This is a genomic window from Stenotrophomonas maltophilia complex sp. Om-AH-Sm3 (assembly GCF_059337855.1).
In genome coordinates this window covers 223,842-242,818 of the sequence record NZ_JBYBLQ010000001.1, presented here as the reverse complement: position 1 = coordinate 242,818, position 18,977 = coordinate 223,842, and the positions used below count along the sequence as shown (strand labels likewise).

At 68.4% G+C, this 18,977-nt stretch carries 14 protein-coding genes and 1 pseudogene; 8 read left to right on the top strand and 7 right to left on the bottom strand.

Going from position 1 to position 18,977, the window contains the following annotated elements; all coding sequences use genetic code 11:
- Positions 1-163: 163 nt before the first annotated feature.
- The 6 genes from AC10QF_RS01185 to AC10QF_RS01160 all read right to left on the bottom strand — a co-directional run bounded on the left by AC10QF_RS01185 (position 164) and on the right by AC10QF_RS01160 (position 5,899).
- Entirely contained in the window at positions 164-862 is a 699-nt protein-coding gene (locus tag AC10QF_RS01185; RefSeq protein ID WP_154350458.1) for a fimbrial biogenesis chaperone, read from the bottom strand.
- Positions 862-1,080 carry a hypothetical protein gene (locus AC10QF_RS01180; protein ID WP_061480195.1) on the bottom strand — a complete coding sequence of 73 codons (219 nt, stop codon included), beginning with the start codon at positions 1,078-1,080 and terminating at the stop codon, positions 862-864. Before AC10QF_RS01180 ends, AC10QF_RS01185 begins: the two co-directional genes overlap by 1 nt.
- Positions 1,081-1,232: 152 nt before the next feature.
- A complete protein-coding gene (locus AC10QF_RS01175; protein WP_069137990.1) occupies positions 1,233-2,270 on the bottom strand; it encodes a Csu type fimbrial protein in 1,038 nt (345 codons plus the stop codon).
- The gene (locus tag AC10QF_RS01170; RefSeq protein WP_494541591.1) at positions 2,267-4,612 is read right to left on the bottom strand and encodes a fimbria/pilus outer membrane usher protein; all 2,346 of its coding nucleotides are present in this window, start codon (positions 4,610-4,612) and stop codon (positions 2,267-2,269) included. The genes AC10QF_RS01175 and AC10QF_RS01170 overlap by 4 nt, the downstream gene beginning before the upstream one ends.
- Before the next feature lie 7 nt (positions 4,613-4,619).
- The gene (locus tag AC10QF_RS01165; protein WP_053497108.1) at positions 4,620-5,369 is read right to left on the bottom strand and encodes a fimbrial biogenesis chaperone; all 750 of its coding nucleotides are present in this window, start codon (positions 5,367-5,369) and stop codon (positions 4,620-4,622) included.
- Positions 5,369-5,899 carry a Csu type fimbrial protein gene (locus AC10QF_RS01160; RefSeq protein WP_242890218.1) on the bottom strand — a complete coding sequence of 177 codons (531 nt, stop codon included), beginning with the start codon at positions 5,897-5,899 and terminating at the stop codon, positions 5,369-5,371. Before AC10QF_RS01160 ends, AC10QF_RS01165 begins: the two co-directional genes overlap by 1 nt.
- Before the next feature lie 230 nt (positions 5,900-6,129).
- On the opposite strand from AC10QF_RS01160, the gene map reads away from it, so the two are divergent.
- The 8 genes from map (at position 6,130) to AC10QF_RS01120 (ending at position 16,590) form a co-directional block, all read left to right on the top strand.
- Positions 6,130-6,915: a type I methionyl aminopeptidase gene (map, locus tag AC10QF_RS01155; protein WP_494541702.1), complete on the top strand. Its 786-nt coding sequence runs from the start codon at positions 6,130-6,132 to the stop codon at positions 6,913-6,915.
- Positions 6,916-6,935: 20 nt separating this feature from the next.
- On the top strand, positions 6,936-9,545 hold the full coding sequence (locus AC10QF_RS01150; RefSeq protein ID WP_494541701.1) for a [protein-PII] uridylyltransferase: 2,610 nt from the start codon (positions 6,936-6,938) through the stop codon (positions 9,543-9,545).
- A 137-nt stretch (positions 9,546-9,682) separates the two neighbouring features.
- The gene (dapD, locus tag AC10QF_RS01145) at positions 9,683-10,624 is read left to right on the top strand and encodes a 2,3,4,5-tetrahydropyridine-2,6-dicarboxylate N-succinyltransferase (protein WP_375366190.1); all 942 of its coding nucleotides are present in this window, start codon (positions 9,683-9,685) and stop codon (positions 10,622-10,624) included.
- Positions 10,625-10,626: 2 nt separating this feature from the next.
- Positions 10,627-11,493 (top strand): hypothetical protein, encoded by an 867-nt coding sequence (locus AC10QF_RS01140; RefSeq protein WP_494541590.1) that lies wholly within the window; start codon positions 10,627-10,629, stop codon positions 11,491-11,493.
- Positions 11,494-11,530: 37 nt separating this feature from the next.
- Positions 11,531-11,896 (top strand): arsenate reductase, encoded by a 366-nt coding sequence (locus AC10QF_RS01135; protein ID WP_494541589.1) that lies wholly within the window; start codon positions 11,531-11,533, stop codon positions 11,894-11,896.
- Positions 11,893-13,020: a succinyl-diaminopimelate desuccinylase gene (dapE, locus tag AC10QF_RS01130; RefSeq protein ID WP_005415868.1), complete on the top strand. Its 1,128-nt coding sequence runs from the start codon at positions 11,893-11,895 to the stop codon at positions 13,018-13,020. Before AC10QF_RS01135 ends, dapE begins: the two co-directional genes overlap by 4 nt.
- 377 nt (positions 13,021-13,397) lie before the next feature.
- Complete coding sequence (gene asnB, locus AC10QF_RS01125; protein WP_111096472.1) at positions 13,398-15,089, top strand: asparagine synthase B; 1,692 nt, start codon at positions 13,398-13,400, stop codon at positions 15,087-15,089.
- A gap of 100 nt (positions 15,090-15,189) precedes the next feature.
- Complete coding sequence (locus AC10QF_RS01120) at positions 15,190-16,590, top strand: cation:proton antiporter domain-containing protein (RefSeq protein WP_494541588.1); 1,401 nt, start codon at positions 15,190-15,192, stop codon at positions 16,588-16,590.
- A gap of 14 nt (positions 16,591-16,604) precedes the next feature.
- Here AC10QF_RS01120 and AC10QF_RS01115 read toward each other — a convergent pair.
- Positions 16,605-18,926 (bottom strand): annotated as a pseudogene (locus tag AC10QF_RS01115) (penicillin acylase family protein); the annotation flags it as partial.
- Positions 18,927-18,977 lie beyond the last annotated feature (51 nt).

Below are 18,977 nucleotides of genomic sequence, written 5' to 3'. Positions count from 1 at the left end.
GCGTGGAAGCGCGATCGGTTCCGGGGTTGGGCTTCCCTGCTGCTTCCGTGGCCGAACTCCTCGCGGAGCACCCCGGCACGGATGGGGGCAGCAGGTGTGGATTCACCGGTGACGTCCGGTGTGGACGGGCTCCCGCGCACGCAGGCGGCAGGAATCCGGTCGATTATAGCCCGCTGGGGGCGTCCGCTGCAATTGCAGGGTCAGATGCGGCCAGATCGACCTCGCGGCCGTCCTGCAGGCGGGCCCGGAAGTGGCCGCCCACATAGCCATCGGGGCGGGCGGGCAGGGGCCAGCGGCGTTCATGGCCTGCGAGGATATAGCCGGCCAGCCCGGCCACCAGCAGCGACGATTGGCCGTCGGCCGCTGTGAATCGCAGATCGTGCAGGCGGCCATGCAGCGTACTGGAATTGCTGAGTCGCAGCATGGCCTGAGGCCCATGTGCCTCGACGCGGGCCTGCAGCCGGGCATGCAGCGCTGGCGCCGCTGGGCCGCGGAACAACGGCAGCGAGTAGCGGGGCAATCCCGGCAAGGCCGGCGCCAGTACGATCCGATAGGCCTGTTCACCCACCGATGCTGGCGGACCGCCTGGCAGCAGCCAGACGCGCTGGGTGCTGCCAGGGGCCAGGTCCAGCCGCGCAGGGCTGACCCGGATCCGGTCGCTGGGCTGCAGTCGTTCGGCGTCCAGTTGCTGCTCCCAAGCCAGCACCTGCACCTGCCCCTGCCAGCGGCCGGGCCCCGGATTACGCAGCCACAGTTCGGCGCGGCCGCCTTCGGCGGGTAGCTGCAGGGTGGTCGGCAACAGCTCCAGCGCCGCCGAGGGCTGCGCCAGCAGCAGTCCAAGCAGGATCAGCAGCGCGCGCATCAGTAGATGAGGGTCACGGAAGGCATTGCGCTGTCGTCTGTCGCCGGTGGTGCGAGGTCGCGGACCTGGGGCGGCACCTTGGGGGCGTCACTGCGCTGGTGTGGCGCCGCGCAACGGGGAGCGCCGGCATCGTCGCTGCAGGATTCGACCACGGTCAGCCGGATCTGCAGCGTGCTGCTGCGCGGTTCGGCGCGGGCCGGCGTGCTGGCGACCAGCATCGCCCCGATCAGAAATGCGCGAACCACCTGCCACCCACCGTGCTGAAAGACTCGCTGCGCGGTATCGGCCGGATGCGCCGCAACTGTAGCGCCGAGCCCGCGCTCGGCACGGCCTTCGTCCGGTGGGTGCCGACCGTTGGTCGGCACGCAGGTCAGTAGGTGATCGTCACCGTCACCAGGTCGTTGTAGGTGCCGGCCGGGGGCTGGCCGGTGACCGGCGGTACCCGGCCGTATATGGTCAGCTGCTGTGCGCTTCCGGTGCCGGTGCTGCTGGCCGTGTCGACCGTCAGGGTGTTGCCCCAGCGCTGGCTTCGTGCCGGATCCCGGTACAGCTCGTAGGGCAGGTAGTAGGTGCTGTTGCCGATGGTGGTGGCCATGCGCCGGGTGGTGGTGGCGGCGGGATTGTTCCGGCCGTTGTTCAGGCCGACCTGGAAGGCGGTGTTCTTCAGGCAGGTCAGGGTGAGGGTGGCGGTCTGGTCGATGTTGGCCGGGATGCCGCCGGTGACGTTGCCGAAATTCATGTTGGTGGTGACGTAGCTGCCGCATTGCGGCAGCACGTTGGCGGTGGCGGTGAAACTGAAGGCCGCGCTCGCGCTGTTGGTACCGGTGGCGCCGCCGTTGCAGGTGGCGGGAACGGTGGCGGTGCCGAGCAGGACTTCGTTCCAGGCCCAGGTCAGCACCACGCTGGCGCCGCTGAAAGTGCTGCTGTACGCGCCGGAGGCCAGGACCTGGTTGGCCGGAATCTGACCGAACAGCTGCACAGTCTGCGCACCGCTACCGCCGGTCAGCAGCGGTACGTTGTAGCTCATGGTCAGCTCCTGCGCTGGCGGCGTGCCGCGCGGGACCAGGCCAGTGACCTGGCCGAAGCTGGCGTTGTTGTACAGCTGGAAATTCATCGTGTCGCTGGTAGAGGTGGCCATCGTGCGGAACGTGGAACTGCTGCCGCCGCCACTGCCTGCGCCGATGCCCACGCAGACGCGCACGCCGGTGGTGGCCAGCAGGCTCAGCGCGGCGGTGGTGCAGGTCACCGTGATGTTGAGGTTGGCCGTGCTCGGGCCGGGTGCATTGCTGTTGATGTTGCCGAAGGGCAGGGTCGGATCGGCGACCGCCGTGCAGACCGCGGTGGCGCCGGCCGGCGCCGCTGCCAGCAGGCCGGCCCACAGCAGCAGGAAGAGCAGCAGCACCCTCATGGCGCCACCTCCGGAATGCACTGCTGCGGTGCCGGCTTCGGGCGGGCACCGGACGCCACCACCTTGGGCAGGTCCGGTACCTTCACCCGGCACGGGCCATGGCTGGTGGTGACGTACAGCACGCTGCCGGCGGCGACATCTTCCAGGTAGAGCAGGCCGTCGTAGCCGACCGTAGCCTGGCGGCCATCTGGCAGCTGTACCTCGCTGCCCACCTCCAATGGCTGCCCGTCCATCGCCAGCAGGGTCAGGCTCAGTGACGACCGCGAACGCAGCTGGAAGGTCACGCGGGTGCCGGCGCGCTGGCGCGGCGTGACCCAGTCCTCGATGCGGTCGGCACGCATGTCTTCGGGCAGATCCAGCGTGTCGATCGAGACCCGGTTGCGCTGCCAGGACAGCAACGGACTGACCAGCAGCAGGCCGCGATCGTCGGTGACACCGATCAGGCGGTTCTCCAGCCGCACCGGGACGCCGCCGATGCCATTGGTGCTGATCACCGCGAACGCATCGGATACCTCGCGCGTGGCGAAGGCGTGCCCGCCCATCCATACCAGGCTGCCGCTGGCACTGGCGTAGGCATAGTTGAGCCCGCCCTGGCGCGAGGCGCCGAATGAATAGCGGCCGACATCGTTGAGGATGCCAACTTCGGCCAAGCCGCCGTTACCGTCCTCGCCGTGGCGCAGCTGTGCGCGCCAGCCGACGCCGCCGGCACTGCCATCGCCGGGCACCGGCTGGGTCACGTCCGCCACCCAGCTCTGGCTGTCGCCGTTGCGCTGGCTGGAGAGGCTGGCCTGGCGATTGTTGCCCAGGCTGGCAGTCATCGACAGGTAGATGCTGCGGTCATCGCTGCGGTCCAAGTTCTGGTTCACCGACAGGTAGGCCGACCAGCGTTGGCTCCAGGTGCGCGACCAGAACAGGCTGGCATAGCGGTTGTCGTCGCCGTCGGGGTAGCGCAGGCGCAGATAGCTGGCGCTGAGCGTGCCCAGCCGCAGCAGGTCCAGGCCGACCGTGGCCTGCTCGCTGATGCTTGGTGGCAGGTTGCCCTGCAGCGCGCCCAGGTCGCGGTAGTCGCCGTGGCTGCGCACGCTGCGCAGATTGACGTTGAAGCGACGGTTGTTCCAGCTGTAGCCCAGCGCCCATTGCCCACCCTGCAGGCCGTGGTAGTTACTGTGCGCATAGGCGGCATTGAACACGCCGGCGGCGCCGAGCAGCCACCAGCCGCCAATGCCGCCCTGGGCCAGGCCGCCGCCGCCTTCGGCATGCGCCTCGCCGGTGAACGCGTCGGTGACACCGCCGCGCCAGCTGGCGCTGGCCACCGTGCGATCGTCATAGGCGAAGGAGCGCTCGCCGAAATCCCGGCGCAGGTGGCCGACGCCGACCGACCAGTCCGACAGGCCCTTGGCCAGCAGCTGCTGGGTACCGTAGAAGCTGAAGTCCAGCGTCTGCATGCGTCCGAATGCGTCGGTCACCACCACCTGCGCGTTGCCGGTGCCGCTGATGCCGGGCTGTGCTGCGAGCTGGAAGGGACCGACCGGCACCTGCCCGCTGTACTGGCGCAGGCCATCGACATACAGCTCGACCGTGGAGGGCACCACGGCCTGGCCGAGGAAGCTCGGCGTGGGCGTCAGCACGCGGTAGGGCTGCAGGCCATAGTTGCGGCCGATCTGCAGGCCACCCAGGCGCACGGGGCGGGTCCAGTCGACGAACCCACTGTAGAAATCGCCGACCTCCAGGGTCGTTGCGCTATCGGGGAAATCCAGGCTCCAGCGTGTGTCCAGGCGCACGCTGGAGCCGCGCCAATGGCGATCGCCGGGTTGCTGGTAGCGGCGGCTGATGGCGGTGTTCTCGAAAGTGCCATTGCCGATACCGAACACGCGCAGCTCCGAGCTCAGGCTGAGGGTGCCGAGCGTGTCCACCCGGCTGCCGTAGACGTCGTAGTTGAGCAGCACGCCGGGCGAGGCGCTGCCGGTGGGGGCGCGCGTCTGCGGGCGGCTGAGCACGGTGGTGGGCAGTGTCAGCTGGTCCAGCGGCACGTCCAGCGCCAGGGTCTGCATGTGGGCGTCGTAGCGCACCACCGCACCGCTGATCTGGTCCAGGTAGACCGGTGCATCGCCGCTGGCGTTGAAGCCGAGCTGGCGCAGCACTTCGGGGCTGGCCTGCAGCCGGCCACGGTTCTCGGTGAACGGCAGCAGGCCGCGCGGCGTGCTGTTGAGCGACACATCCAGGTACAGCGTCTGGCTGGCGGTCAGTGGGGTGGGGGCGGGCAGGATCGCATCGGCCGACACGCCGGACACATCGGCGGCCTCGGTCGCCGCGGGAGCCAGGGCAGCCAACAGCGCGCCCATCAACGCCTCAGCGAGCCGGTGGGGGCGACAGCGGCGTCTGTTCCGACTCGCCATTGAGCTTGGCCGTGATCTGGTCGTTGTCGCGGTCGATCGCCGTGCGTTCGATCGGCCAGCGCATCACCTGGCCGGGCAGTACGTAGCCCAGCAGCCCGGGATGGACGATGCGCGGGCGCGTGGCGCTGCCCAGCGCGAGATCGGCGATCTGAGCGTAACTGTTGCCCGAATTGGCTACTTCGACGCCGTTGCGGCCGTCCGCCAGCTTTACCAGCCGGGCCTGCAGCTGCGGCGCCAGCGTGCCGGCCGAGGGCTGCACGAACACCGGGATCGAATAGCGCAGGACGAACTGCATGCCACCCGCGCGGGTGGCCAGGTCGGGCACCTCGTCAACGATCAGGCGGTAATGTTGCTGTGCCGCTGGCGGTTCCTTGTCCGCACGCATGACCCGCACCAGCTGCTGCTGTCCGGCGGCCAGTTCCTGCATCGGTGGAGTGGCCATCAACGCATCGGTGGGCAGCAGCTGTTCCTGGCCGTCCTGCTGCACCCAGCGGAACACGCGTACCTGCAGCTTCACCGGCGAGGTGCCGCTGTTGGTCAGCCACAATTCGCCGGCACGCTGGCGGGCTTCCAGCTGCAGGCTGGTCGGGGCCACCTGCAGGCTGGTGGCGCCGGCGGCCGCGATGGCAAGCAGGTACAGGGCGAGCAGCGCCACGCCGGTGGCGCGCCACGGGCGGGATCCGGCCATGCGGGCGTGCTCCATCAATAGGTGATCGTGGCGGTAACCGTATCCAGGTAGCTACCGGCGGCCGGGTTGTTGGTGCTCAGGTTCAGGATCTGGCCGTAGACGATGTAGGGCACGGCCAGGCCGGTGCCGATGCCGGCCTGGGTGTTGGTGCCGGTTGTGGCGCCCCAGACCAGGGTATGTGCGGCATCCTGGTAGAGCTGGTAGCCGACATAGTTGTTGGCGGTCACCGCCGCATTGGTGTTCTTCATCCGCCGGGTGGTGACGTCGTTGGCGGTGCTGGCATTGGCGCCCGCATTCAGCGAGATCGTGTACGGGGTCAGTGCCGAGCACTGGGCGGTCACCGTGCCCTGGCCCAGGGTGGGCGTGGCGGTGGTCGAGGCCGCGGTGCCGAAGTCCACATTGGTGGCCGCCGCCGCCGTGATGGTGCAGGCCTTGGTGACCACCAGGGTGACATTGAAGGTGGTGGTATCGGCGGCCAGTGCCGGGCTGGACAGCAGGAATCCGGCCACGGCCCATGCCAGCGGGGATCGAACTGGGGATCGCATGAACAACCTCCCTGACCCGAAGGTCCGTTGAACAAGGCGAAGACGGCACGTTCGGTGCCGCTTTGACGACGGTGGGTCCAGCTTAGGAGGCGTAAGTGTCTGTAATCCGTGATAATTAGGCAGACGAAAGAGCGGAGGCCATCACGCTTTCACTTTCCTTGCCGGAACCGTGCATGACCCGGATCGGCAGTTGGGTGGCGTTCGTTCAGATTGCGGCCGGATCGGCGATAATGGGTGCCATGAGCGTGAATCTGAAAACCCCGCAGGAAATCGAGATGATGCGCATCGCCGGCCGCCTGGCCAGCGAAGTGCTCGACATCGTCACCCCCCACGTCAAGCCCGGTGTCACCACCGAGGAACTGGACCGCATCTGCCACGACCACATCGTGAACGTGCAGGGCGCGATTCCGGCCAACGTCGGCTACCGCGGCTTCCCGAAGACCGTGTGCACCTCGGTCAACAATGTCATCTGCCACGGCATCCCCAGCGAAGGGAAGGTGCTCAAGGATGGCGACATCATCAATATCGACGTCACCGTCATCAAGGACGGCTGGCACGGCGACACCAGCCGCATGTACTTCGTCGGCACCCCGTCGGTGATGGCGCGCCGCCTGGTGGAAACCACATACGAAGCCATGTGGCGCGGCATCCGCGCGGTGCGCCCGGGCGCCACCCTGGGCGACATCGGCCATGCCATCCAGAGCTATGCCGAAGGCGAGCGTTTCAGCGTGGTGCGCGAGTACTGCGGCCACGGCATCGGCAAGATCTACCACGACGAGCCGCAGGTGGTGCATTACGGCCGCCCGGGCCAGGGCCTGGTGCTGCAGCCGGGCATGACCTTCACCATCGAACCGATGATCAACGAGGGCACCCGCTACAACAAGGTGCTGCCGGATGGCTGGACCGTGGTGACCAAGGACCGCAAGCTGTCGGCGCAGTGGGAGCACATGGTCGCGGTCACTGAGACCGGCGTCGACGTGCTGACGCTGTCGCCGGGCGAGTCGCAGGTCTCCTGACGATGCTGCCGGCGAGTTCGCTGCTGGACACGCCGGCCGCGTCGCTCAACGACCCGGACTGGGCTGCTGCCGCGCGCCAGGCGCTGCAGCAGGCCGACGCGCGCCTGTATCGCCGCTTCGACCAGGGCGACAACATCGAGCGCCTGCTGGCGCTGCGGGCGCGCGCGGCCGACCATCTGATCCGCCTGGCCTGGCAGCGTTGCCTGCCGGCCGACAGCGGCCTGTCGCTGTTCGCGGTCGGTGGCTATGGCCGGGGTGAACTGTTTCCGCGTTCGGACATCGACCTGCTGGTGTTCGGCGACCCGCCCGCACAACTGGCGCATGAAGCGGCATTGGCACGCCTGTTCGCGCTGCTGTGGGACTGCGGATTGGCGGTCAGTCATGCGGTGCGTTCTGCATTGCAGTGCCGCGAGGCGGCGGCTGACCAGACCGTGCTGACCGCGCTGATCGAGGCGCGTCCGATCCTGGCTGATGATGCAGCGCGCCGTGCGCTGCGCGAGGCCATCGACGACCGCGAGCTGTGGCCGGCGCGGACCTTCTTCCTGGCCAAGCTGGAAGAACTGCGCAACCGCCACCAGCGTTTCGGTGATACCGCCGACAACCTGGAGCCGGACCTGAAGGATGGCCCGGGTGGCCTGCGCGACCTCAACACGCTGGGCTGGATGGCGCTGCGCGCGTTCGGCGTACGCGATCTGGAGGCGCTGGTCGGGCTGGGCCATCTGGGTGCCGACGAGGCGGCCGCGCTGAAGCGCGAGCGTGCGGTGCTGGCGCGGCTGCGCTTCGGCCTGCACCTGGTCGCGCGCCGCCCGGAAGAGCGCCTGCGTTTCGATTACCAGAAGACCCTGGCCGCGCGCCTGGGTTTCGAAGACGATGCCGAGAATCTCGGTGTCGAGAAAATGATGCAGGGCTTCTACCGCGCCGCGCTGGTGGTGCGCCGGATCAGCGACCGCCTGCTGCAGCGCTTCGAGGAGCAGTTCGATGGCGAGGCCCAGCCGGAACCGCTGACCGTGGGCTTCTCCCTGCGCCGCGGCTACCTGGCCGCCAACGAGGCCGACTGGCCGCGCGGTGACATCGGCCAGGTGTTCGCCCTGTTTTCCAGCTGGGCCAACAATCCACAGGTGCGAGGCCTGCATTCGCTGACCGCGCGCGCGCTGGCCGAAGCGCTGCCGTTGTTGCCGGCCTACGACCAGGCCGATGCCGATGCACGCGAGCAGTTCCTGTCCCTGCTGCGTGGCCAGCGCCCGGTCGATACGCTTTCGCGCATGGCGCGGCTGGGTGTGCTTGGCCAGTGGATCCCCGCGTTTGCCCAGGTCAGCGGGCGCATGCAGTTCGACCTGTTCCATGTCTATACGGTCGACCAGCACACGCTGATGGTCCTGCGCAACATCGGCCAGTTCGCCAGCAGCCGTGCCGACGAACGCTTCTCGATCGCGCACGAAGTGTGGCCCCGCCTGCGCAAGCCGGAACTGCTGCTGCTGGCCGGCCTGTTCCATGACATCGCCAAGGGCCGCGGCGGCGACCACTCGGAGCTGGGTGCGGTGGACGCGCGTGCGTTCTGCCAGGCGCATGCGCTCAGTGGCACTGATACCGAGCTGGTGGCATGGCTGGTCGAACAGCATCTGCGCATGTCGGTGACCGCGCAGAAGCAGGACATCGCCGATCCGGTGGTGATCCATCGCTTCGCCACCCTGGTCGGCAGCCGCGACCGCCTGGACTACCTGTACCTGCTGACCTGTGCCGACATCGCCGGCACCAGCCCGAAGCTGTGGAATGCCTGGAAGGACCGCCTGCTGGCCGACCTGTACTTCGCCACCCGGCGCGCGCTGCGCGAGGGGCTGGAGCATCCGGTACCGGCCGCCGAACGCGTGGCCGAGGCACGTGACAGCGTGCGCGCACTGGTGCGCGAGCAGGGTTACGACGACGCCACCATCGATCGCCAGTTCGCGGTGATGCCGGATGAGGGCTTCATTCGTCTGCGCCCCGAGCAGCTGGCCTGGCAGGCAGCCGCGCTGGTACCGGTGAAGCAGGGCCAGGCGCTGGTGAAGGTGCGCCGGATCAGTGTGGATGACCCGGCGCTGGAAGTGTTCGTGCACTCGCCCGACCGCGACGGCCTGTTCGCCGCGATCGTGATGACCCTGGACCGCAAGGGCTATGGCATTCACCGCGCACGCGTGCTGGACGGTCCGGCCGATACCATCTTCGATACCTTCGAAGTGAACCCGGCCGACACGTTTGCCGATGGCAGCAGTGCCAACCTGGAGGCGGCGCTGCGCGAGGCACTCAGTGGTGACCTGTCGCGCCTGCGGCCGTCGCGCCGTGTGGTACCGCGGCAACTGCGGCACTTCCGCTTCGCCCCGCGCATCGAGTTCCGCGATGAACCGGGCGCAACCCGTTTTGCCCTGGTCGCTCCCGACCGTCCCGGCCTGCTGGCCGATGTGGCGTTCGTGCTGCGCAACCAGGGCCTGCGCGTGCATGATGCGCGCATTGCCACGTTCGGCGAGCGCGCCGAAGACACCTTCGTGATCAGTGACGAACACGACCTCCCCCTGACTGAACCTGCCCGGCAGCAGCTGCATGACGCAATGCTGGCCTGCCTGGACCCTGATCGAAACGCCGGAGACCCCGCCTGATGGCCACCAAGCCCGCCAAGAAGACCGCCGCGACCCCCAAGAGCGCAGCGGCCCGGAAACCTGCTGCAGCCGCACCGGCCGCAAAGAAGGCCACTGCGCCGAAGAAGGCCGCTGCGGTGAAGGCCCCGGCGAAGAAAATGGCTGCGGTCAAGCGTGCTGTGAAGAAGCCGGCCCCGGCCAAGAGCGCCGAAGCCGTCCGCGCCGAAACCATCGCCCGCAAGTCGCTGCGCAAGCCGTCGGCACCCGGCGTGGAAGAACTCAAGTTCGGCATCGAAAGCGCCTTCGAGCGCCGCGCCACGTTGACCCTGCATGAGCTGGAAGGCTCGACCAGGCCGCTGGTCAACCGCGTGATCGACGGTCTCGAGAGCGGTGAATTCCGCGTCGCCGAGCCGGACGGCCAGGGCGGCTGGAAGGTCAACGAGTGGCTGAAGAAGGCCGTGCTGCTGTATTTCCGCGTCAACGACATGGCGGTGGTCGATGCACGACCGGCACCGTTCTGGGACAAGGTCGAATCGCGCTTCGCCGGCTATGACGAAGCGAAGTTCCGCCGTGGCGGCGTGCGCGTTGTGCCCGGTGCGATCGCCCGCCGCGGCACGTACTTCGGCAAGGACGTAGTGCTGATGCCGAGCTTCACCAACATCGGCGCCTACGTCGGCGAAGGCACCATGGTCGATACCTGGGCCACCGTCGGTTCCTGCGCGCAGATCGGCCAGCACTGCCACCTGTCCGGCGGCGCCGGCATCGGCGGCGTACTGGAGCCGCTGCAGGCCAGCCCGACCATCATCGAGGACCACTGCTTCATCGGTGCGCGTTCGGAAGTGGTGGAGGGCGTGGTGGTGGGCCACCACAGTGTGATCGGCATGGGCGTGTTCCTCAGCCAGAGCACCCGCATCTACAACCGCGCCACCGGCGAGATCAGCTACGGCTACATCCCGCCGTACAGCGTGGTGGTGTCCGGCTCGCTGCCGAGCAAGGACGGCACCCACTCGCTGTACTGCGCGGTGATCGTCAAGCAGGTTGATGCCAAGACCCGCAGCAAGACCAGCGTCAACGACCTGCTGCGCGGCCTGGCCGACTGAAGGTGAGTGCGCCGGAGGACCTGGCGCAGTCCGCGATCTACCGGCATCCGTCCGACAACGCGTTCGGACGGATGCTGCCGCGCCTGCTGCACGCTCCGCGCTGGACCCGGTTGCGCCGGGCACTGTCGAGGCGCTGGCCGATGCCGGTGCTGGTCAGCGACGTGCGCGACGTGGTCTACGCGAGCTGGTGGGTCGATGTGCGCCATGCCCCGCCAGCGCCACCTGGCCATCACTACATGGTCCATGCAGGACGCACGCCTTATACCGTTCTCAGCTATCGCCATGGCCACTTCGGGCCGGCGCTGGCGGGACCGCTGCGCTGCCTGATGCCGTCGCCAGGGCAGAGCAACTGGCGCTGGTACCTGCGCCGTGACGATGATCCGGGCGGGACCCCGGTCGTGCTTTTCGATCGCAACGTGATGGACCAGCTGGCCTTCGTCGCCGGCGCGCGCGCTTTCAGCGATGCCATGCAGCCCCACCTGTCCACGCGCTTCGAGCATGTGGTGCGCGCCGATGGCGATGGGCACACCCTGATCGAAGGCGGGCAGGGCAGTGCGCCTGCCCTGCACCTCCAGTGGCGGGCCGCTGCGGGCTGGGAGGACGGGGCGTGGCGGGGGGCCTTCGGTGGCCATCAGGCCCTGCTGCGCTTCCTGACCTGCCAGGATGAGGCCGTTGCGCGCACCTGTGACCGGCGCTGGGCCAGCACCCGCATCGCGCTGCCGGTGGATGTCGACAGCCTGCAGCCGCTGCAGCTGGAAGGCGAACTGCAGTGCCCGCGCCTGCAGGCGATGGACGTGGCGCTGCACGAGGGGCTGGCCTTCCGGCTGCCAAGGGTACCGTTCCGGGTCGTGTCCGAGCGCCTGTTGTGAGATTCTGGGCCTCTGTTTTCCAGCATCACAGATAGCCATGAGCACCACTGTCTACGGTTTGAAGAACTGCGATACCTGCAAGAAGGCGACCAAGTGGCTGGACCGCTTCGGCGTGCAGTACACCTTCGTCGACTACCGCGACAACAAGCCGAGCCCGGAAACACTGCTGGCGTGGGCTGAGCAGCTGGGTGGCCTGGCCGCGATGGTCAACAGGTCCTCCACCACCTGGCGGCAGCTGCCGGACAACCGCAAGGCCGCCGATTCCGAGGCCGAATGGAAGCTGCTGCTGCGCGAGTACCCGCAGCTGATCAAGCGCCCGCTGGTGGTCACCGCCGACGGCACGGTCAGCCAGGGTTTCAGTGACAATGGCTTCAAGGCCCGCTTCGGCGTGGGTGACGCGTGAGCGCGGTCCTCGACCTGACCTGCGAGCTGATCGCACGGCCCTCGGTGACGCCCGATGATGCCGGCTGCCAGGCACTGCTGGCGGCACGCTTGAAGCAGGCCGGGTTCCAGTGCGATCACCTGCGGCTGGGCGAGGTCGACAACCTGTGGGCGACCCACGGCCAGGGCGCGCCGGTGCTGGTGCTGCTGGGCCACACCGACGTGGTGCCGGCGGGCCCGCGCGAGGCCTGGGCCAGCGACCCGTTCACGCCGCAGATCCGTGACGGCGTGCTGTACGGCCGTGGCACCGCCGACATGAAGGGCAGCGTGGCGGCGTTCGTGGTGGCGGCCGAGCAGTTCGTGGCCGCGCATCCCGATCATCCCGGCACGCTGGCGGTGCTGCTGACCAGCGACGAGGAGGGCGATGCCATCGATGGCGTGCGCCACGTCGCACGGCTGTTCGCCGAGCGCGGCCAACGCATCGACTGGTGCATCACCGGCGAGCCGTCGTCGACCGCGACGCTCGGTGACCTGCTGCGCGTGGGCCGTCGTGGCAGCCTGTCGGCCAAGCTGCGGGTGCAGGGCGTACAGGGCCATGTGGCGTACCCGGAGAAGGCACGCAACCCGATCCACCAGGCGGCGCCCGCCCTGGCCGAGCTGAGCGCACGGCGCTGGGATGACGGCTACGAGAGTTTCCCGCCGACCAGCCTGCAGGTCTCCAACATCCATGCCGGTACGGGCGCCAACAATGTGATTCCCGGCGAGCTCGAGGTGGATTTCAACATCCGCTACAACCCGCACTGGGATGCGCCGAAACTGGAAGCGGAGATCACCGCGCTGCTGGATCGGCATGCCCTGCAGTACACGCTGAAGTGGCATCGCAGCGGCGAACCGTTCTACACCCCGGAAGGCACGCTGCGCGCCACTGCGCGTGCGGTGCTGGCCGAGCACATCGGCCGTGCACCGGAGGAAAGCACTGGCGGCGGCACCTCCGATGCCCGCTTCATCGCGCCATTGGGCGCGCAGTGCATCGAAGTGGGGCCGGTCAACGCCAGCATCCACCAGGTGGACGAGAACGTGCGCGTGGACGAACTGGAAGCACTGCCCGGGCTGTACCAGCGGCTGGTGGAGCGGCTGCTGGTGTGAGGCATGGCACCGGGCACGGCCCGGCGCTACCCCTGTGGGTGCCGACTGCTGGGTGCAGACCGTTGGTCGGCACACCTTCACCTGGTTGCCAACGCAACGGTTGCGCCGTGCCGGAAACCGGGGTAGGGTCGATGCCATGTCGATCCGCCTGGCCACCGCCGTCAATAACAACAACCGCAATAATCTGCGCGCGAATAATCGTGCGCGGCCGATGCGGGACTGCGCCCTGGGTAGATAGACAGCACCACACGCCCGGACACCAGAAAACCCGCATCGGTCGATGCGGGTTTTTTTGTGCCCGGGCGCAGCCTGCCCGGGCCTGGATGGCCGGTCGAACACCCTCCCACCCGTGAAATTCCCCCAACAGGAGCTCCCCCATGTGTTCGATCTTCGGAATCTTCGGCCTGCAGGCCGGTGACGATCTCCCGGCCCTGCGCCGCCATGCGCTGGAACTGTCGCAGCGCCAGCGCCACCGCGGCCCGGACTGGAGCGGCGTGTATCTTGACGAAGGTGCGCTGCTGGTCCACGAGCGGCTGGCCATCGTCGACCCGGCCGGCGGCTCGCAACCGCTGCTGTCGGCCGACGGCCAGCTGGCGCTGGCGGTCAACGGCGAGATCTACAACCACCAGCAACTGAAGGCCGCACTGACCACCGCCTATGACTTCCAGACCGGTTCGGACTGTGAAGTGATCAACGCGCTGTACCGCCAGGGCGCTTCGCCGGCGCAGTGGCTGGAGCAGCTCAATGGCATCTTCGCGTTCGCGCTGTGGGACCGTGGTGCCGGTCGTGTCTTGGTGGCGCGCGACCCGGTGGGCGTGGTGCCGCTGTACTGGGGCCACGATGCCCAGGGGCGCCTGCGAGTGGCCTCGGAAATGAAGGCGCTGGTCGATACCTGTGCCGACGTTGCGCAGTTCCCGCCGGGCCACTATTTCGACAGTGCCAGTGGTGAGCTGGTGCGCTACTACCAGCAGCCGTGGCGCGACTACGCTGACGTGCACGGCCGCCAGGCCGACCTGGCCGAGCTGCGCCAGGCATTCGAGCACGCGGTGGAACGCCAGCTGATGAGCGATGTGCCGTACGGCGTGCTGCTGTCCGGTGGCCTGGACTCGTCGCTGGTGGCGGCAGTGGCCGCGCGCTATGCACGTCGTCGCATCGAGGATGGGGGGCAGACCGAAGCCTGGTGGCCGCGCCTGCACTCGTTCGCGATCGGCTTGAAGGGCTCGCCCGATCTGGCCGCCGCTGCAATCGCCGCCGAAGCGCTGGGCACCGTGCATCACGGCTTCGAGTACACGTTCGAGGAGGGCCTTGATGCGCTGCCGGAAGTGATCCGCCACATCGAGACCTACGACGTCACCACCATCCGCGCATCGACGCCGATGTTCCTGCTGGCGCGGCGGATCAAGGCGATGGGCGTGAAAATGGTGCTCTCCGGCGAGGGCAGCGACGAGATCTTTGGTGGCTACCTGTATTTCCACAAGGCGCCGGATGCGCGTGAATTCCACGACGAGCTGGTACGCAAGCTCGACGCGCTGCACAACTACGACTGCCTGCGCGCCAACAAGTCGATGATGGCCTGGGGCGTGGAGCCGCGGGTGCCGTTCCTGGATCGCGAATTCCTCGATGTGGCGATGCGCTTCGACGCCGCGCACAAGATGGTCGGTGCGGGCGTTGGTGGCCGCCGCATCGAGAAGGCGGTGCTGCGCGAGGCGTTCGAAGGCTACCTGCCGGACAGCATCCTGTGGCGGCAGAAGGAGCAGTTCAGCGATGGCGTTGGCTATGGCTGGATCGACGGGCTGAAGGCGCATGCCGAAGCCCAGGTGAGCGACCGTGTGCTGGCAGCGGCCGACAAGCGCTTCCCGCACAACCCGCCGCAGACCAAGGAGGCCTACTACTACCGTCATCTGTTCGAGCAGTTCTTCCCGAGCCGTGCGGCCGCCGAGACCGTGCCGGGTGGCAAGTCCATCGCCTGCTCGTCGCCGGCGGCGATCGCGTGGGATGCGAGCTTCGCCGCAGCTGCAGATCCGTCGGGGCGCGCGGTCGCTGGCGTGCACGAGCAGGCACTGGCGTAAGCGCCGAAAGGGGACGGAGGGGGGGCGGGGCGCCTGTGCCACTAACGACTTAATCCCCTCCGTCCCCTTTTTGTATGATCGCCCCCCTGCACATTGGGGAATGTTCATGGACGTACACAGCGGGGGCCAGGTGCCACCGACGAAGTGGGGATGGCGCTACCTGGCCTGGGCTGGGGTGCCGTTGCTGGCCGGCGTGCTGCTGGCCCGTTATGCCGGTCCGGCGGCGCCCGAGGCTGGTGCCCGTGCCACGGCCACGGCCACGACCATGGCCGAAGCCACCTGGGCGCAGCATCTGGCGTCGCCGCTGGGCCTGTTCCTGTTGCAGCTGCTGGTGCTGTTACTGGTAGCCAAGGGCGCCGGTGCGCTGCTGAAGCGGCTGGGCCAGCCGGCGGTGATCGGCGAGATGGCGGCCGGCCTGATGATGGGCCCGCTGGTGCTCGGCAGCTTGCTGCCGCAGTTGCACGGTGCGTTGTTCCCGGCCAGCTCGTTGGGGCCGCTTGGCATGCTCAGCCAGCTGGGCGTGCTGATGTTCCTGCTGGTGGCCGGTGCCGAGCTGGACCTGGCGGCGCTGCGTGGACGCCGGCGTTTTGCCTTTACGGTCAGCCATGCCGGCATCGCGGTGCCGTTCGTGCTTGGCGTCGCCCTGGCGATCTGGCTGTACCCGCAGCACGGCCCACAGGGGGTGGGCTTCACGGCATTCGCACTGTTCGTCGGCATTTCGATGAGCATCACCGCCTTCCCCGTGTTGCTGCGCATCCTTGCCGATCGCGGCATCACGCAGACCCCGCTGGGTCAGACCGCCATCGCCTGCGCTGCATTGGGTGATGCCACCGCGTGGTGCCTGCTGGCGCTGATCGTGGCCGCCGCCCAGGCCAGCGGATGGCTGCCGGCCAGCCTCAACCTGCTGTGCGTGGTCGCGTTCGTGGCGCTGATGCTGGGGCTGGTGAGGCCGTGGTTCGCCCGCCAGCAGATCGCGCCGGGCCGTGAGGGGCGGTGGCTGTTGGGCATCCTGCTGCTGTCGCTGGCCAGTGCGCTGGTCACCGAGATGCTCGGCATCCATGCGCTGTTCGGTGCGTTCGCAGCGGGCGTGGCGGTGTCGTCCAATGTGCAGTTGCGCGAGCTGCTGATGGCGCGCGTCGAACCGTTCGCGGTGACGCTGCTGCTGCCGCTGTTCTTCGCCATGACCGGCCTGCGCATGCGCGCCGATACACTGCAGGCCAGCGATGGCCTGTTGTGCGTGGTGGTGATCGCGGTAGCCACGACGGGCAAGCTGCTGGGCACCTTCAGTGCCGCACGCAGTGCCGGCATGCCCGCCCGTGAGGCGTGGCGGCTGGGTGCACTGATGAACACCCGTGGCCTGATGGAGCTGATCGTGCTCAACCTGGGTTACGAACTTGGCCTGCTCGGTGACCGGCTGTTCGCGGTGCTGGTGATCATGGCGCTGGTGACAACGGCGATGACCGGGCCACTGTTGAACCTGATCGAGCGGCGCAGGGGCTGAGCGTTGAACGGTAGTGCCGGCACCAGCGTCATGGTGTGCTGCGCCTTGCCGGGCAGGAACGGCGTCGGCCGGCCATGCACCCAGTCTTCGTGGCCGGCACCCCAATAGGGCGACAGTGGATGCCCACTCTGGCCGCCGGGCATGTGCACGATGCCGTCGGCCTCGTGGCCCGGTGAAACCACCATGCGCTCGGAAGCGCCGAAGTTCGGCGTCTGCACGCGCGGCATGTCGCGGTCGCCGGGCAGGCGGTCGGCCGGCATGCACAGCCAGCGTTTGGCGATGTCCGGCAGCGCCCGTGCGATGGGATGGCAGATCGCCGCGGTGTTGCGTTCGCCCCAGCTGCGTATGGCCAGCGGTCCCTGCCTGGTCAGCTCACTTTCGGTACGGCGTGCGGCGTCGATCAGCAGTGCATCCCAGCTGTCGAAGGCCGGTGGCAGCAGATTGGCCGGCCGCTGCTGCAGCATCGGCCAGGCCACGCCTTCCAGCTGCGCCAGGCGCGGCTCCAGATAGTCATCGCCCAGCTGCGCATTGGCCGGTGCCAGCAGTGCATCGGACAGTGTCTTCATCACCTGCGTACGGAACTCACGCACCACCCGGAAGCTGACTGAGCTGGCCGAGGCACGGCCGCCCCATTGATGGCTGGCCTCCTTCAAGCGCTTCAGTGCAGGGTCGTCACTGCGTTCGATGACGTCGTGCAGCAGCGCCCACCAGCGCTGCAGGAACACCGCGCGATCGTCGAGCTGGATCGCCAGCAGGTCGTGTTCATCGAAGCGCTCCTGGATCGCCAGCAGGTCGCGGATCTGCCGCGCACGGGCACCCAGGTCATAACCGCCATTGCCGACGGTAGCCAGCGCCTCGCCGTCGAGGACGCGGCCGTTGGCGGTCCACAGGCGATGGTTGGGTGGATCGATCAATGCCGGCGAGGCATCGCTGCGGATCGGCCAGGGGGCGCAGTCCTGGTTGTGGGCGGCGTTGAAGCCGGCCGGCGCGCAGCCCGGACCGCGATCCGGGCGGGCGCCGATCAGGCGCCAGGCGATGCGTCCGGTGCGGTCGCCGATCACCAGGTTCTGTGCGGGAATGCCGGCGTGGTCGGCGAACTGCAGGGCTGCGTCCAGATCACCGGCGCGGGCCAGGTCACCGAAGTCCAGGCGCACCGCACCGGGCAGCTGGGCGACCCAGCGCAGCGCGTCGCCGCTGCCATCGGCATGCGTGTGCAGGATCGGTCCCCAGGCGGTTTCGCGTACCGGGAACAGCACATCCGCCCGGCCGGCCACCGCAATCCGTTCTTCATGCACCGTCACTGCGGCATTGGCCGGTTCGGTGCGGTAGTCCGCGGTGTCGATGTAGCTGTTGGTGAAACCCCAGGCGACGTGCCCGTTGCTGCCGACGATCACGGCCGGAAGGCCGGGCAGCGAGAAGCCGGTGACGTCGACCTGGCCGCCAGCGGCCTGCGGGTCGGGGTAGCGCAGGCGCACGCGGAACCACAGGCCGGGTGCGCGCAGGCCCAGGTGCATGTCGTCGGCAACAATGGCGCGGCCGTCGGCGGTGAGCGCACCGGCCACCGCGAAGTTGTTGCTGCCGACGGCGTCGGCTTCTTCCTGCCCGGTGCCCGGTTTTCCCTTCAGCGTGCGCAGGTCCAGCTGGCTGGCATCGGGCAGCGTGGCGTTGCCGGTCGGTTCGCCGAACAGCGGTGCATCCCATTCAGTGCCGTCGTGGGCGATCAGTGCGTACAGCGCCGACGGCACCACCGCGCGGATGCGGCTGAGCGCAAGCTCGGTCTGGTTGCCGGGATCCTGCAGGTCGGCGTACATGGCCAGCCCGGCCAGCACGCTGTCGCTGGCCTGCCAAGGCTGCGGTGACTGCCGCAGCAGCAGGTACGCCCACGGCCGCACGGAGAGGTCGGCAAGGCCTTCGTTGACGCCGTCCACGTAGGCGCGCACGGCATCGCCGTTGTCGCCCAATGCAGCGTCCATGTGTGCCTTGGTGCGTGCGCGCAAACGGTGCACGCGCATGCGCTTGTCGGCGTCGATGGCCTTCGGTCCGAACAGTGCGGACAGTTCGCCGGCGGCGCTGCGGCGCATCAGGTCCATCTCGAAGTAGCGTTCCTGCGCGTGTACGCGGCCGAGTGCGCGCATCGCGTCGGCCTGGCTGCCGGCCGTGATGGTGACCACGCCCAGCGCATCGCGTTCGAGGGTGACCGGCTTCGCCAGTCCCGGCAACGCATGCTCGCCGTCCAGATCGGCCAGGCTGCCGCGCAGCAGCAGCCACAGCACCAGGGCGGTGACCAGGACGATGGCGATCAATACGCCCAGCACCCAACGCCATGTACGTCGCATCGCACGTCCTTTCCGAACTCGTGGGCCGATTGTAGCCGCAGGCGCAACTGC

Excerpts from the sequence above, each read along its gene's own strand:
- AC10QF_RS01185 (WP_154350458.1), bottom strand. The coding sequence starts at position 862 with ATGCGCGCGCTGCTGATCCTGCTTGGACTGCTGCTGGCGCAGCCCTCG.
- AC10QF_RS01180 (WP_061480195.1), bottom strand. The coding sequence starts at position 1,080 with ATGCTGGTCGCCAGCACGCCGGCCCGCGCCGAACCGCGCAGCAGCACG.
- AC10QF_RS01175 (WP_069137990.1), bottom strand. The coding sequence starts at position 2,270 with ATGAGGGTGCTGCTGCTCTTCCTGCTGCTGTGGGCCGGCCTGCTGGCA.
- AC10QF_RS01170 (WP_494541591.1), bottom strand. The coding sequence starts at position 4,612 with ATGGGCGCGCTGTTGGCTGCCCTGGCTCCCGCGGCGACCGAGGCCGCC.
- AC10QF_RS01165 (WP_053497108.1), bottom strand. The coding sequence starts at position 5,369 with ATGGAGCACGCCCGCATGGCCGGATCCCGCCCGTGGCGCGCCACCGGC.
- AC10QF_RS01160 (WP_242890218.1), bottom strand. The coding sequence starts at position 5,899 with ATGCGATCCCCAGTTCGATCCCCGCTGGCATGGGCCGTGGCCGGATTC.
- map (WP_494541702.1), top strand. The coding sequence starts at position 6,130 with ATGGGTGCCATGAGCGTGAATCTGAAAACCCCGCAGGAAATCGAGATG.
- dapD (WP_375366190.1), top strand. The coding sequence starts at position 9,683 with ATGGCTGCGGTCAAGCGTGCTGTGAAGAAGCCGGCCCCGGCCAAGAGC.
- AC10QF_RS01135 (WP_494541589.1), top strand. The coding sequence starts at position 11,531 with ATGAGCACCACTGTCTACGGTTTGAAGAACTGCGATACCTGCAAGAAG.
- asnB (WP_111096472.1), top strand. The coding sequence starts at position 13,398 with ATGTGTTCGATCTTCGGAATCTTCGGCCTGCAGGCCGGTGACGATCTC.
- AC10QF_RS01120 (WP_494541588.1), top strand. The coding sequence starts at position 15,190 with ATGTTCATGGACGTACACAGCGGGGGCCAGGTGCCACCGACGAAGTGG.